This is a genomic window from Streptomyces sp. NPDC055025, from assembly GCF_053608565.1.
This window is the reverse complement of the sequence record NZ_JBSGVS010000060.1, coordinates 28,178-41,646: the sequence shown is the minus strand read 5'-3', so window position 1 is coordinate 41,646 and position 13,469 is coordinate 28,178. Positions and strand designations below refer to the sequence as shown.

The 13,469-nt window shown below is 71.2% G+C and carries 11 protein-coding genes; all 11 read right to left on the bottom strand.

Annotated elements, in window-relative coordinates; translation table 11 throughout:
- Nucleotides 1–88: 88 nt before the first annotated feature.
- Nucleotides 89–1,669 (bottom strand): tetratricopeptide repeat protein, encoded by a 1,581-nt coding sequence (locus tag ACWGDX_RS30515; protein WP_453630765.1) that lies wholly within the window; start codon nt 1,667–1,669, stop codon nt 89–91.
- A gap of 112 nt (nt 1,670–1,781) precedes the next feature.
- Nucleotides 1,782–3,056 (bottom strand): tetratricopeptide repeat protein, encoded by a 1,275-nt coding sequence (locus ACWGDX_RS30510; RefSeq protein WP_453630763.1) that lies wholly within the window; start codon nt 3,054–3,056, stop codon nt 1,782–1,784.
- Nucleotides 3,057–3,162: 106 nt separating this feature from the next.
- Nucleotides 3,163–3,351 (bottom strand): hypothetical protein, encoded by a 189-nt coding sequence (locus tag ACWGDX_RS30505; RefSeq protein WP_453630761.1) that lies wholly within the window; start codon nt 3,349–3,351, stop codon nt 3,163–3,165.
- Nucleotides 3,336–4,112, bottom strand: coding sequence for an SAM-dependent methyltransferase (locus ACWGDX_RS30500; RefSeq protein ID WP_453630759.1), 777 nt, complete (start codon nt 4,110–4,112; stop codon nt 3,336–3,338). Before ACWGDX_RS30500 ends, ACWGDX_RS30505 begins: the two co-directional genes overlap by 16 nt.
- Nucleotides 4,109–6,337 (bottom strand): GntR family transcriptional regulator, encoded by a 2,229-nt coding sequence (locus ACWGDX_RS30495; protein WP_453630757.1) that lies wholly within the window; start codon nt 6,335–6,337, stop codon nt 4,109–4,111. Before ACWGDX_RS30495 ends, ACWGDX_RS30500 begins: the two co-directional genes overlap by 4 nt.
- Before the next feature lie 128 nt (nt 6,338–6,465).
- A complete protein-coding gene (locus ACWGDX_RS30490; protein ID WP_453630755.1) occupies nt 6,466–7,443 on the bottom strand; it encodes a phosphotriesterase family protein in 978 nt (325 codons plus the stop codon).
- 134 nt (nt 7,444–7,577) lie between these two features.
- Nucleotides 7,578–8,081: a hypothetical protein gene (locus ACWGDX_RS30485; protein WP_453630753.1), complete on the bottom strand. Its 504-nt coding sequence runs from the start codon at nt 8,079–8,081 to the stop codon at nt 7,578–7,580.
- A 40-nt stretch (nt 8,082–8,121) separates the two neighbouring features.
- On the bottom strand, nt 8,122–8,751 hold the full coding sequence (locus ACWGDX_RS30480) for a hypothetical protein (protein ID WP_453630751.1): 630 nt from the start codon (nt 8,749–8,751) through the stop codon (nt 8,122–8,124).
- The gene (locus ACWGDX_RS30475) at nt 8,748–9,605 is read right to left on the bottom strand and encodes an SAM-dependent methyltransferase (protein ID WP_453630750.1); all 858 of its coding nucleotides are present in this window, start codon (nt 9,603–9,605) and stop codon (nt 8,748–8,750) included. Before ACWGDX_RS30475 ends, ACWGDX_RS30480 begins: the two co-directional genes overlap by 4 nt.
- A gap of 120 nt (nt 9,606–9,725) precedes the next feature.
- The gene (locus ACWGDX_RS30470; protein ID WP_453630748.1) at nt 9,726–10,958 is read right to left on the bottom strand and encodes a cytochrome P450; all 1,233 of its coding nucleotides are present in this window, start codon (nt 10,956–10,958) and stop codon (nt 9,726–9,728) included.
- A 23-nt stretch (nt 10,959–10,981) separates the two neighbouring features.
- Entirely contained in the window at nt 10,982–12,214 is a 1,233-nt protein-coding gene (locus ACWGDX_RS30465) for a cytochrome P450 family protein (protein WP_453630746.1), read from the bottom strand.
- Between the last annotated feature and the right edge of the window lie 1,255 nt (nt 12,215–13,469).

Below are 13,469 nucleotides of genomic sequence, written 5' to 3'. Positions count from 1 at the left end.
TGGCCGCAGGGTCGGCTGCCGCAGGGCGTGCCGGTGGAAAGGATGGTCGGCGGTAGTCCGGCGGCAGGGCGTGTGACCGGCACGCGGGTCAGATCTGCCCGTCGAGGGCGAGCAGGTGCTGGTCGATCCGGGCGATATCGCTGGTGCTGTGGACGTGCTCGTACATCTCGCGTGCGGCGGTGAGGTGTTCGCGTGCTTCAGCGGTCCGGCCCTCGTCGTGGGCGGCGGTGCCGGTCCATTCGCGGGCGCGGGCCTGCCAGTGGTGCGACCCGGCCGCGGCGAACTCATGCTCAGCCTGGCGTAGTTGCGCCACACCTGCGGCGTAGTGGCCGCTGCGCGCGTACACGCGGCCCAGGACGGACAGCGCGCGGGCGGCGTCGTAGGGGTCGGGCACGGCGAGGAGATCGTCGCGGGCCCGCACGAGATACTTCAGCGCCTCGTGCCACTCTTCGTTGTCGGCGGCGATCTCGCCGAGCCGGAGCCGGGTGAGCGCGGCTCCCCTGGTGTAGCCGATCTCCTCGCGGATGGCGAGTGCCTGGGTCAGCGGAGCGACCGCCAGGCCGATCCGGCCGGCCTGGCGGTGCACTTCACCGATACCGTCCAGTGCCTGGGCCTCGTCCAGCCGGTCGCCGTCCCGGCGCGCGCCGGCCAGAGCCTGGTCATACCGTTCGAGGGCCTCGTCGTACCGGCCGAGACTGCGCAGCCCGCCGCCCAGCGTGGTGAGTGCCCTGCGCACCATACGGATGTCCCCGACCCGCTCGGCCGCGGGAAGGACCCTCTCATGGACGGCCACGAGGTCCTCGTTGTGACGGCGGCGCAGGAACAGGGGCCACATCGCGTCCGCAAGCTGCGCGGACAACTCGTCCCAGCCAGCGGCGCAGGCCACGTCCACCGCAGCAAGCAGGTCGGTGCGGTGACGGTCCAGCCACTCCACCACCGTCTGCTCACTGACCTCGTCGAAGAGATGCAGGTCGGCGGCGATGTAGCGGTAGCTCCGCGGCATGGTGCGGTGGCTCGGCGTCAGCCGCGCCTCGGCCTCGGTCGCGGCGCGCAGATTCCACTCCACCCACCGGCGGAGCACCTCGTCCCGCACCTCCTGCGGCTCCTCGCCCGCCCGCTCCCGGGCGAGGTCGCCGATCATGTCGTGGAAGGCGCACGTCAGCGGCCCGTCGCGTTTGTCGTCGGCCCGCACGTCCTGGACGAGGCCGGCCGACAGGAGGATCTCCAGCAGCCGCGTCGCCTCCTCCCGGTCCACCGCGCATACCGCGGCCACCACGTCCGGGCCGAACGTTCCGCTGGGCAGGAGACCGAGGCGGCGGACGGCCGCCGCCGCCTCGGGGGGAAGAGCGTCGTACGCCTGGTTGATGCTGGTCACAACAACTGCTCCTTGGAGGTGGTCGAGTTCGCGGGGGCCGGATGGGGTGGTGGGCGGCGAGGTCAGGGAGGCCGCGATCTGGGACAGTGTCGTGCCGGGCTGTGTCACCAGCCGGGCGGCGGCCTCGCGGTCGACCCACACGCGGGGCGTCGCCGGAAGCTGACGGGGGACAGGCGGCGCCTGCCGGTGATGGAGGTGCACGCCCCCGTCGATACGCCCGGCCTGGAGCACCGGGCCGGAGAAGACGCCCCCGCCGACCGTGTTGCCGAAGTGCTGCTGTGCGCCTGCGGTCATGACCACCTCTTCGGCGACTCCGCGCCGTCCCCGGCCCCGCACAGGAGGAACGTCTTGTCGCACCCTCCCGCAGACCCCGACAAGCAGGCCGCCAGTCCGGCCGACACCCGCGTCACAGCGCCTCCAGCTCGCTGCGCACCCGCGCCGCTTCGCCCGCGTCGAAAGCGTCGAAGTGGCGTGCGGCAGCGTCGAAGTGCCGCCGGGCCGCCGCGAGATCACCGTGGACCCGGGCGGTTTGGCCGAGCATGTCGCATGCGCGGGCAGACCAGCGCCCCGCTCCGGCGGCGGTGAACACCCCGAGGGCCTCTTCGAGCTCCGCTCGCCCCGCCTCGTACTCCCCGGCCAGGGCCCGGGCATGGCCGCGAAAGGCGAGGGCCCGCGCGGCGTCGAACGGGTCGCCGACATCCAGCAGTTTGGTGCGGGCCAGGGTGAACAGCTCGACGGCACGCGACCTGTCTCCGCGATCGCCGGCCATCTCACCGAGAAGAGTCCACGCCAGCGCCACGCCGCGCGGGTATCCGCAGGACGTCCAGCACCCGATAGCCTGCCCCAGACAGGCTTCGGCCTGCTGAGACTGGCCGAGGCCGCGATGGCAGGCCGCAAGGCCCAGCAGCGCCTGGCCCTCGTCACGGACGTCTCCGTCAGACCGCGCGGCGCTCCGCGAACCGGTGTACCAGCTGACGGCCTCCTCGTACCGGCCGGCGTTGCTCAGGCCGATCGCCCCCGAGTTGAGCATTTGCCGTACCAGGGCCGCATCGCGGGTATCCCGCGCGGAAGCCAGCCCGATCTCGTGCGCCTCGATCCACAGCTCGTAGGGGTGCAGATAGTGGAACAGCGGCCAGTGGGCGTCGACCAGCTGCCCGGTGGTCTGATGCCATCCGGCGTCCGCCGCTGCTTTCAGCACGCCCAGGAGGTTCGGCTGATGTCCCTCCAGCCAGGCCAGAGCTCCGGCCCGGTCGGTGAACGGGACCGGTACGGCCGGCGGGTAGGCGTAGGCACGCGGCAAAGTTGCCTGGAACGGAGTGAGAAGGTGCTGGGCGGCCGTGGCGGTCGCCAGCACCCAGTCACACAATCGACGGACCGCCGTGGCGTGGACGGCCTGCTCCTCCTGCCGGTCGGCCAGGCGACGGGCATGCTCCTGGACGCCGACACCGAACCGGTAGCGCACCTTCCGGCCCGGAGCGGGGGCGAGCTCGTCGAGCACGGCGGCGTCGGCCAGGCCCCCCAGACGCTGTCCGGCGTATTCCAGCGGCATGCAGGCAGCTGCCGCGGCCATGTGAGGGTCGAAGTCGACGGTGGGCAACACCCCCAGGCGCCGGTACAGGATCTGCTCGGCCCGGGTCAGACCGTGATACCTCTCGTCCAGGACGGTGTTCGTGGTGTTCAAAGCCTGTTCTCCCAGGTGGAATTGGCCCGGCGGAGCGGGTGCGTCTTTCGATCCGGTGGAGCCGGGGGATTTCGTCGGCCGCTGCAGAACTGCTACGGCGAACGAATCACTGCGGCAGCTTCGCGGTGCAGACGGCGGTTTCCTCTGCGGTCTCAAGCGCCGGATCCCTGAAATCAGCGACGACGATCCGGCCGTCGCGGAGCTGGGGGATGCCGGCGCATCCGGTCCGCGAGGTGCCTCCCGAAATGCTGCTCTGCGTCGTGAACAGAGCCAGCGGCGTCATTGAGATCGCCACGCTTCCGGTTTGACGGCGGTGCCGGCGAGGGAGACGACCGTCCCATGGCCGGGCTCGGCCGGCGGGGTGGGGGTGATTCCGGGGGGCTGGAGTTTCCAGCCGCGGAAAAACTGTGCGAAGTGGCGTCGTGAGCGGCTGGTGGCGGGGAGGCCGGCCCGGTTGAGCAGTGCCATGGCGTGGCGCATCCGCCGGCGGTGGAAATGGCTGGTCCAGTGGGTGACCACTATGGCGCTGCCCGGTACCACGGCCGTCTTGTACTGCTCCAGGACGGTGTGGAGCGGTCGGCGCCGGGCCGGCTGTACGAACGGAAGGACGCAGGTGAGGATCAGGGCCACGGGCTCGGACAGGTCGATCGTCTGTCTCAGTCCGGCCGACGTGAGTACGGCGTGCAGATAGCCGATCTCCGTGCGCGGCGGCTGCGGGCGCCTCAGCTCCCGCTGGTGGGCGCGGATCACCTCGGGGTCGGCGTCGCAATACAGCACGCGCGTGCCGGGGCGGGCTGCGGCGGCGGGGTCGTGGAGGGCCGGCCGGGTGGGCAGTCCGCACCCGAGATCGATGAACTGGCCGATACCGCGGTCGGCGAGCAGCCTCATCTGTTCCAGGGTGTAGGCGCGCTGGGCCTTCGCGTCGTCGGCGAGAAAGGGGGCGCGGGCCAGGAGCGAGGAGGCGGTCCGCCGGTCGACGCTCTCCGGTTCGGCGCTGCCGCGCAGGGCGGCCAGGATCCCGGCGCCGCTCGCAAGACAGAAGAAGTCGTTGGTCACAAGTTCTTCTCCAGCACAGGACCGGACACCGACCGCCGGGTGTAGGACGACGGCACGCTGTCCGGGGAAGGACGGTGGTGCGGGGGCGGCGGGTCTATCGGCCGGCTCTGCGCGGCGGAGGCTGCGCGCTGCTTGTCGTGTGCGGAGACGACGTAGTACTTCCTGGCACGGGGGGCGGTGAGCGGCGATGCGGGCTGCGGAGGGCGGGCCAGGACTATGGCTCCGATGCCTCGCCGGACTCGGACGTGCCCTTCCTGTGCCAGGATCTTCAGTCCCTCGCTGACTGCCGGCGCGCCGGCGCCCCATCGGTTTTTGCTGGTGGCTGGGGGGAGCAGGGTGCCCGGGGGCCAGGTGCCGTCCGCGATATACGACCGGGCCAGCGCGGCGACACGCTGGGGCGCGGTCATCTCCGCGTCGGGCCCGGCCTCCAGATGACCTTCGGCGGCCAGCGTCTCCAGAGCAAGATCAATGTCCTCGCGCGGCATCCGCAGCTGGCGGCGCACCGAGTGGGGGTGCAGTCTGTCGCCGGGCTTCCAGGTACCGGAGCGGATGTCCCGAAGGATTCTGGTGCGTACGTGTTCCTGGCCGACGGCCGGCTCGTGGCCGCCGAAGGCACGCACGAACACCCCGAGGGGGTAGACGACGGTCACCAGCTCACGGCCGACCAGGTGAGCGACGGCGGCTCGTGCCACATGCAGGCCGACGCCGTGAATCCGCTGGATTTCCGACTGGGTCGGTATCTTCGTGCCGGGCGGGTAGGTGCCGTCCGTGATCTGTCCGGCGATCCGGTCGGCAACGGGGACTGCCCGGTCTGTGTCGGTGACCGCGGTGCTGTGCCCGGCGGGGAGCCACGAGAGCCGGCTGACCCGGACGGCACGCCTGGGATGGCCCCCGGCAGAGCGCATGCCGACCCCCGACATCAGGAGAAGCTCGCGGACGAACTGGTAGGACAGGCCTGCCGCGTCGGCGATGTGCTGGAGCGAGTCACGCTTTCCGTAGGCGGCCATGGCATACCGGGCGAGCCTGCCCTGCTGCTCCAGGGTCGGACGTGTCCCCTTGGGGAACCGCACGGGAGTGCTGTCCTGCGGTCCCGGCGGCGGCAGGTACGCGAGCAGGGCGGCCGAGTGGAAGACCCCTCTGATGGGGCGGCGGGTGTGCGGGTGTGCGGGCCGGATGCCGGGGTGCTGGCCGAAGAGGACGCGGAGGGCGTGTGCGGCGACGGTCTCGGCGAGATGATCGCCCGCGGACCACCGTGTGGCGAGGGGGTCGGTGCCCGGGCGTGTGCCGCGGAGGGCGGCGGTGGCCAGGAGGGCCGTTCCGGCCGGGATCGTCCCGCCTTCGGTACTGAGGTCTTCGGTGGTGAACAGCAGCGGCAGATAGGCGCTGGGTGACCAGCGCAGTCCGCGCGCGGCGACGGCATTCCAGCTGTGCTCTTCGGCGAGCGTTCCGCGCACTCCGGCGGGACTGGTGAGGAGCGTGTGCGCGCAGCTGGTGATGAGGTGGACCATCGTTTCGAGACACGTTCCGAAGACCTGGCGCAGCATCAACGGCAGGGTCTGGCCATCAGCCGGACCAGCGAGCAGGTCGGTAGTCAGATCGTCGCCGGGGTGTGTCTGCTTGAGTGTGACCAGGTCCTTCATGACGGACTCGATCCGGGAGAGGATCCCGGCGGCCTCACCTGCCGATACAGAAACGTCCAGGAGACGTGTGACCGGTGATTCCAGCCGGCGTCTGAGGTGGTCCGGGACACCGAGCAGGTGGCAGATCACGTCCATCCCGTGAGGACGGGCGTAGTGGGCACGCAGATCGACGGGCCGGTCGCCGGCGGTGTTTGCGGCGGTGCGGAGCAGGTGCCTGCTGAGGACCGGCACATGGTGCTCGATTTTCAGGAACCGGGCGGCGAGATGGGGGGAGACCACGGTCCGCAGCCGGGAGTGGTCACCGTTCCCGGCCGCGGACAGGCTGGTCACCCCCGTCCACCCCAGGACCCATGCCCACTCGGGCCGCGTAGCCGCCTGGGGCCACAGAGACCAGTAGCGCCGGGCGTCCGCGCTCAGGCCCGGACCACGCAGCATCGTGCGCAGCAGTCCCTCCCGGGTGAGAGCGATCGCCGGGACACCGCCAGGAAGGCTGACCGGCACGAGAGGACCCGCCGCGCCGAGGCGGGCCATCTCCGTGGTGGTGCAGCGCCCCGTGGGGCCGAGAGTGAGAGGTAATGGGTTCATGTCTCGCTTGGTGTCTCGGGTGGTCGAGGGGATGGGAGGCCGGTGCCCTGCGGTGTCGTGTGCTTCACTGCGGCGCTGTCACCCCGACGTCGACGGGGGAGTTCGCCGGGGCGTTGGCCTGGTGTCCTTCAGGCCGTGGGGGTGAGGTGCCGCCGGGGGTTGCTGATGAGCATCTGATCGATCTGCGCGGGGGTGACACCGGCGTCGGCGAGGGCGGGCAGGATGTGCTCGGAGATGTGGGTGTGGTGCCAGTTCGGCAGGACGGCCTCACGCACGCCGGGCTTTCCCAGCCAGTTGATGTGGCAGCAGGCATCGTGGCTGAGGACCATTGATCCGGCCAGTCCTTCACGGGCGAGCCGGGCGACCGTGTCCACGCGCTCGGCGTCGCTCAGCTTCGCCTCGAGCCCGAACCGGTCCATTCCAAGGAGTGAGCCCGCCTCCGCGAGCGTGCGGAGGTAGTCCAGGTCGGTGGTGTCACCGCTGTGTCCGATCACCACCGAGGTGAGATCGACACCCTCACGGCGCAGGATCCGCTGGGCGTCCAGGCCTGTGCGGTGCTGGGCGCTGGTGTGCACGGTGATCGGAGCGCCGGTGGCATGGTGCGCCGCGGCGACCGCGACCATCACCCGCTCGACGTCGGGTGTCAGTTCTTCCTCGATGGCGCACTTCAGGACGCCGGCCTTGATGCCGGTGTCCGCGATGCCTTCCGTCAGTTCTCTGATGAACAGAGTTATCAGAGGGTCCTCGCCGCCGAGGAGCTTGCCGGGACCGTGGTAGTCGTAGAAGTAGTCCAGGCCTTTGAGCGGGTAGTAGCCCGTCGCGACGATGATGTTGATGTCGACCTGGTCGTTCACGCGACGGGCCCGGCCGACGTCCCGGCCCAGGCCGAGGACCGTCAGGTCCACGATGGTCGAGATACCGCATTCGGCCACCGCGCGCAGTCTTTTCACCGCGTCCGCGTCACGCGCCGCCTCATCCCCCACCAGCTCAGGGATGTTGAGATTCATCTCCGGCGAGCCGACACCGATGTGCTCGTGCATCAGCACCTGTCCCAGACTCTCCGCGGCGACCGGGCCACGGACCGTTTCCACGAGTGCTGTCGACATCAAATCCTCCGTCTCTCGACTAAAACCGCTGCTATCTGCTGCAAAAGCTCTCTTGGAGGTATAACGGGATTTTCTGTGGACAGCGGATCCCGCTCAGGCCGCGGTGCGGCGGTGGACCGGTCCACGGGGGTTCGCTACGTCTCGTGCGCGGTCCGAAGGGCCGCCGGATCCTCCTGGGCGATGGGCGCGCGCCCGGACGGGCCGTCGAACAGCCGGTAGCGGTGGCCGAGTTGGATCAGGTGCCAGTCGTTGCGTGCCCCTGTCCGTTCCCTCAGGGCCCGGATACGGGTGCGGGTGGTCTGGCTGGACATGAGGAGGACGGCGCCGGCCTCCCGGTTGGTGGCCGTGGTGGTGACCGCCGTCCGCAGGCGCCGGTCCTCCTCGGTGATCCCGGCGGGGGCCTCGGTCTCGTCCGGAAGGGGCAGTTCCCTGGCCAGGCAGGCGGTGTGCAGTACCGCCCGGCCGTGGGCCTGCAGCTTGGCGACGGACCTGCGGCGGCGTTCCCGTGCCGTCTCCAGGCTGATCTTGAGGGCGTCGGCGGCCTCAGACAGGCTGTCGCCTTCGGCGAGCCGGACCAGGACACGCCGTTCCGCGGGAATGAGAGGTGTGATGAGAGGCTGGCCGGGGCCGGGTGGCATCGGAGGTGTGTCCTTCCTGCGAGCAGCAACGCGGGGGTGGTCAGGCGAAGATGAGGGGTCCGGCGGGGCCGGTGAGGAGGGCGCCGAGGCCGGGGAGCTGTCTGGGCCGCCGGTGCAGCAGACGGGGGGCGCCCGAGTCCCGGCCGGTGTCGCGCAGCGGTGTCCATCCGCTGGTGTCCTGGAGGTGCTGGGCGAGGCGGCTGTCGCGTACCGAGCACCGGATGGACGTGATGGCGGGGTGCAGGCGGGCGGCGTGGTCGCCGGCCCAGTAGGTCATGAGCAGGGCCAGGCGGTCGCTGCGGTAGCGGCGGTGGGGATCGGTGCAGACCTGCGTCAGGTACCACGCCGGGGCGGCCGTGTCCGCCTCGGACCAGCCGTCGTCCGCCGGAGGAGTGGGGGAGAGGACCATGAACGCGAGGACGGTGCCCTCGTCGGTCAGGGCCATCACTGCCGGTCCGGGCCGGCCGTAGGAGAGCAGGGCGAGGACGCCGCGCGGCACCGCTTCACGCGGCCGTCGCCTGCGCCGTTCCCACTCCAGGCGCCGGTTCAGGATGTCCTCGAACCGCTGCCGGTCCCGCTCACCGGCCGCCCGTATCCGCAGCGGCGCCGTCTGCGGTGCCCGCGGCGGCCGGGCCGCCAGGGCGGCGGGGCGGGGTGCGGCCGCGGTCATGAGGCGGCCTTGAGGCCGATACCGCCGTAGCAGGCGATGTCCGCGGGCGGCTTGTCCCACTCGGCAGGGTCGGGCTGCTGCCAGCGGTGGACCGGGACCAGACCTGCGGGCCCGGCGAGCGCCGGCTGTCCGGGGGCGGCGCCTGGACTCAGGAGGGCCAGGCCGTCGAAGTACGCGCCGATCTGCGTGTGGCTGCGGATCTGGACGCTTTTTCCGGCGTCCTGGTAGACGGCTTCGGCCTTGCGCATGGTGCCGGGTGAGAAGTCGTCGGTGACATGGCTCAGGACCAGGCAGCTGCCGGCCGGGAGCGCGGCGAGGAGGTCCGTGAGGATGTGCTCGGGGCGGTCCGAGTCCTCGAGGAAGTGGAGGACGGCCACCAGCAGCAGCCCGACCGGCTGGCTGAGGTCGATGACGCCCCTGTCCCGGACGGTGTCGAGGATGGCGGCCGGGTTCCGCAGATCGGCCTGCAGATAGTCGGTGGTGCCCCGCGGCCCGCTGGTCAGCAGCGCCTCGGCGTGGGCCAGGACGATGGGGTCGTTGTCGGCGTAGACGACACGGGACTCCGGGATGATCCCCTGGGCGATCTCGTGGACGTTCGGGGTGACCGGGAGCCCGACGCCGATGTCGAGGAACTGGCTGATGCCCCGCATGGCCAGGTGGCGTACGGCGCGGTGCAGGAAGTCCCGGTTGGCGCGGGCGATGTCACGTCCGTGCGGCAGCAGAGCGAGCAGACGCTCGGCCGCTTCCTGGTCGGCGGGGTAGTGGTCCTTGCCGCCCAGGAGGTAGTTGTAGACCCGCGCGGGATGGGCTCTGGACGTGTCGAAGTCGGGCATCAGGCCGTGTGCGTCGTTCATGGGAGTCTTCCGGTCGTCCGGCCCGGCAGGCTGAGGGAGCCGGGTGCGGAGGGGGTTACGGAGGCGTGCCGGTCCACGGCAGCGCCGATGCGGCCGGGGGCGTGAAGGGGTGGGGCGGCGTCAGGCCGCGGCTGGTGTGCCGCCGGGGCGGAGCCGCAGGGACAGCCGGGCGGGAGTGCGGGATGCGGAGGGGTGGGCGAGGGTGACGTCGGGGAACCGGGTGAACAGGTCGGCGGTCGCGGTCAGGGCCTGCACGCGGGCGAGGTCGGCCCCGGGGCACAGGCGGGGGCCGGCTCCGAACGAGACGTGGTCCGTGTGGCCGCGGTGGCTGCGGCTGATGTCGTAGATGTCGGGGTGTTCGCGGTGTGCGGCGGGGTCGCGGCCGGCGGCGGTGTGATGGATGACGACGGGCTCGTGTGCGCGGATGAGGGTCCGGGTCCCGGGGTCGAGGATGTCGGTGGTGGGGGAGCCGATGAGGGTGTGGGGGTGGGGCGGCTGCCACCGCAGGGTTTCCTCCACGGCGTCCGCCCACGTGGCGCGGGTGGAGCGGATCTGGGCGAGCTGCGCGGGGTGTTCCAGGAGCGCGCCGACCGTGTGGTGGATCAGGTTCACTGCTGGTGTGTGGCTGGTGACGACCGGGAGGAGGATGTCGGCCAGGGCTTCGGCCGCCATGGCGGTGGTGTGGTCGCAGGCGGTGAGGTCGCTGGTGACGTCGTCGCCGGGGCTGGCACGCTTCATCTCGACGAGCCGGGTGAGGGTGTGGCGCAGATGCTGGAGGCTGCCGGCGCGCTGCTGGTCGGTGAGTCCGTTCGCGGACAGGACGCGGGCCTGGTGGTGGAGCGCCGGGCGCATGCTGGGCGGCACCCCGAGCGTGAGGTCACTTACGTGGAGGGCCAGCGGCTGCGCCACATGGGCGCGGAAGTCGGCGGTTCCGCGGGGGCGGGCGGCGGTGTTCAGGCCGTCGAGGAGACGGTGCACCGTCTCCTGGATGCTCGTGCTGAGGGTCAGGGCCCGCAGAGCGAGGATATCGGCCAGGACACGGCGCCCTCGCTCGCGCTCCCCGCTGTCCTCGCCGGCGGCGTGATCCGGTCCGGTTGCCGGATGGTGCGGCGGCCGGTGGAAGGCGGCGGGGACGGGGCTGTGGGCGGCGGACGGCGGGCGGGGGATTAGGGGATGGGCCAGGAGACGCCCGGCCAGGTCCTGGTCGAGGACGGCCCAGGCGCGCAGCCCGCCGGGGAACACGGCAGGTGCGGCCGGTCCCGAGCCGCGCAGCTGCTTGGTCTCCTCGTCGGTGTCGGCCCCGGCCGCGTCGAGACGGAAGGGGCAGAGGCGGAACGAGTCCAGGGGGTCCATGGCGGTTCTCCAGTGCCGGGATGTCAGGCGAGGTGGACGGTGGGCGCGTCGTATCCGTGGCTGATGAAGGAGGCGTAGGGCGTGAGGTCCTGACCGGGGGTCAGCGCCAGGGCGGGGAAGCGGCGCAGCAGTGCGGGCACGGCGGTGAGCGCTTCCGCGCGGGCCAGGGGCGCGCCGAGACAGTGGTGGACTCCGTGGCCGAAGGCCAGGTGCGGCGAGGGCGCGCGGCGGATGTCGAACTGGTCGGCGGTGGGGCCGTGTTCCCGCGGGTCCCAGCCGACCGCGCCGAACGCGGCCAGGACAGGCTCGCCCTGCTCGATGGTGATGCCGGCGGCGGTGACGGGCTCGGTGGCGAAGCGCAGGGGCAGGTAGGTGACCGGCCCGGCCCAGCGCAGCACTTCTTCGACGACCTGGGTCCAGGGGACCTGGCCGGTCAGGGCGAGGGCAAGCTGGTCGGGGTGGCTCAGGAGAGCGACGACGGTGTTGCCGATGAGGTGGACGGTGGTCTCGTAGCCCGCGATGAGCACGAGCAGGAGTGTGTCGACGAGTTCGGCCTCCGAGAGACGGTCGTTGTCGTCGCGGGCGGCGATCAGATGGCTGGTGAGATCGTCGGCCGGGCGGGCGCGTTTGCGTGTGACGAGCGCGGTGAGCAGGGCCCGGGTGTCGGCGATGGCCGTGGCGGCCATGTCGGCGGGTGTCGCCGTCGACACGATCAGGGTGGCGTTGCGGGACAGTTCGAGCCGCTCGTCGGGCAGGAGGCCGAACAGTTCACTGATCACGCCCATGGGCAGGGGATGGGCGAAGTCGGCCCGCAGATCGACGGCATCGCCCGCCGGCCGTTCGGCCAGCGTGTCGAGCAGCCCGCTTGTGACACGGTCGACGAGGGGCTGGAGCGCCTCGGTACGGCGGCCGGTGAACGACGGGGCGACCAGCCGGCGCAGCCGGCGGTGGTCGGAGTTGTAGGCGGTGAACATGTTCTGGACACCGACCCAGTTCAGGATCCACTGAGCGTCGGGGCGCTGGTCGAGCCAGCCGTTGCTGAACTGGGGCCAGTGTTCGCGGGCGTTCTTGCTCAGCCGGCGGTCGGCGACCAGTTCCTTCAGGAGCTGGTGGCGGGTGGGGACCCAGGCCCGGATAGTGCCGGGGAGTTCGACGGCAACCAGGTCTCCCAGCCCTCGAAGTTCTGCTGCCTCCGCCTGGAGGTTCCGTCCGAGCGGGTCGAGGGTGCGGACGTCGTGAAGGGATTGAAGTCCCACGGGGTCTCTCCTTCGATCGTGAGGGTGACGGGATCGAAACGGGCCGGAAGCGCGGCCAGGGCGTGCTGGAACGGTCCGGGACGCAACCGCAGTTCGTCCGCCGCAACGGCGAGTTCAAGGTCGGGCAGGCGCTGGATGAGCTGGGTGAGAGCGGTGACGGCCAGAGTGATCGCGGTGTCGGAGACCGGGCAGGCGTGCGGGCCCTGGGACCAGGCCATGTGCCGCACCGGCCCCCCGTCCGCGGTCCCGGCCGTGCCCGAGTAGGGGCAGCCCGGAACGGACTGCTGGGCCGCGGACTGCTCGGTGGGCTGCTGGAGTGTGAGGCCGATGGCCTCATAGCTGATGAGGACCGGAGTGTGCGCGGGGATGCGCTGCCCGCAGAGCGTGGTGTCCTCGAGGGCGTAGTGGGCGCCGTAGTTCGCCATGGGGGGACGTTTCGCCAGGGCCTGTTCGATGGCCGGCATCACGTTGATGGAGCCGTTGACGACCCGGCTGTAGAGGGCGTCGTCGGTGAGCAGCTCGTGCTCCGCGCTCGCCAGGAGGTTGGTGGTGGGTTCCTGGCCGGCCGCGACCAGCAGCACCAGGTGATGCAGCACTTCCAGCGCATCGAGCTGCGCGGGGTGCTGGATGATCCAGGAGGTGATGTCCGGACCGGGCCGCTCACGCTTGGAGGCGATCAGCTTGGTCATGTACTGCTCGAAAGCCGCGTTCGCCGCGGCCGCCCCCGGACCGGAGTCCATGAGCCCTTCCAGGGCCTCCACCAGCTGCGCGGCGTGGGAATCGTCCTGGCCGAACAGCCGGTTGAGGACATAGGAGGGGAAGGGGCGCGCGAAATCACGCACGAGATCCACGCCGCCGGTCTCGGCCATCCGCCTGATCATCCGGTCGATGAGATCGTCGGCGACCTGACGGGCGACGTCGCGCAGGAAGTGCGGCTCGACCCAGGAGAACACGTCGGTGACCACCTGCCGGTAGCGGCGGTGCTCGGGGCCGTCGGAGAAAAGCGGGTTGGGGCGGTAGCCGAGCATGCCCAGGACCGGCGAGTCCTGCGGCAGCCGGGACGTCCACACGGTGGGATTCCGCGTCCAGGTGACGGTGTCGTGCACCACCTCCCGGGCGGCCTTCTCCGAAACCACCAGGTATCCGACGTGCCCGGGAGAGATCTCCACGGGCGCCACATCACCGTAGTGCTCGCGCATACTCGCGTAGTACTCCTGGCGGCGCCGCGCGAAGTCCTCGGTGTGCAGGGGGTAGA

Bases quoted from the DNA above. Each gene is read 5' to 3' on its own strand.
- ACWGDX_RS30475 (WP_453630750.1), bottom strand. From the start codon at position 9,605: ATGAACGACGCACACGGCCTGATGCCCGACTTCGACACGTCCAGAGCC.
- ACWGDX_RS30495 (WP_453630757.1), bottom strand. From the start codon at position 6,337: ATGAACCCATTACCTCTCACTCTCGGCCCCACGGGGCGCTGCACCACC.
- ACWGDX_RS30515 (WP_453630765.1), bottom strand. From the start codon at position 1,669: ATGACCGCAGGCGCACAGCAGCACTTCGGCAACACGGTCGGCGGGGGC.
- ACWGDX_RS30485 (WP_453630753.1), bottom strand. From the start codon at position 8,081: ATGCCACCCGGCCCCGGCCAGCCTCTCATCACACCTCTCATTCCCGCG.
- ACWGDX_RS30480 (WP_453630751.1), bottom strand. From the start codon at position 8,751: ATGACCGCGGCCGCACCCCGCCCCGCCGCCCTGGCGGCCCGGCCGCCG.
- ACWGDX_RS30490 (WP_453630755.1), bottom strand. From the start codon at position 7,443: ATGTCGACAGCACTCGTGGAAACGGTCCGTGGCCCGGTCGCCGCGGAG.
- ACWGDX_RS30470 (WP_453630748.1), bottom strand. From the start codon at position 10,958: ATGGACCCCCTGGACTCGTTCCGCCTCTGCCCCTTCCGTCTCGACGCG.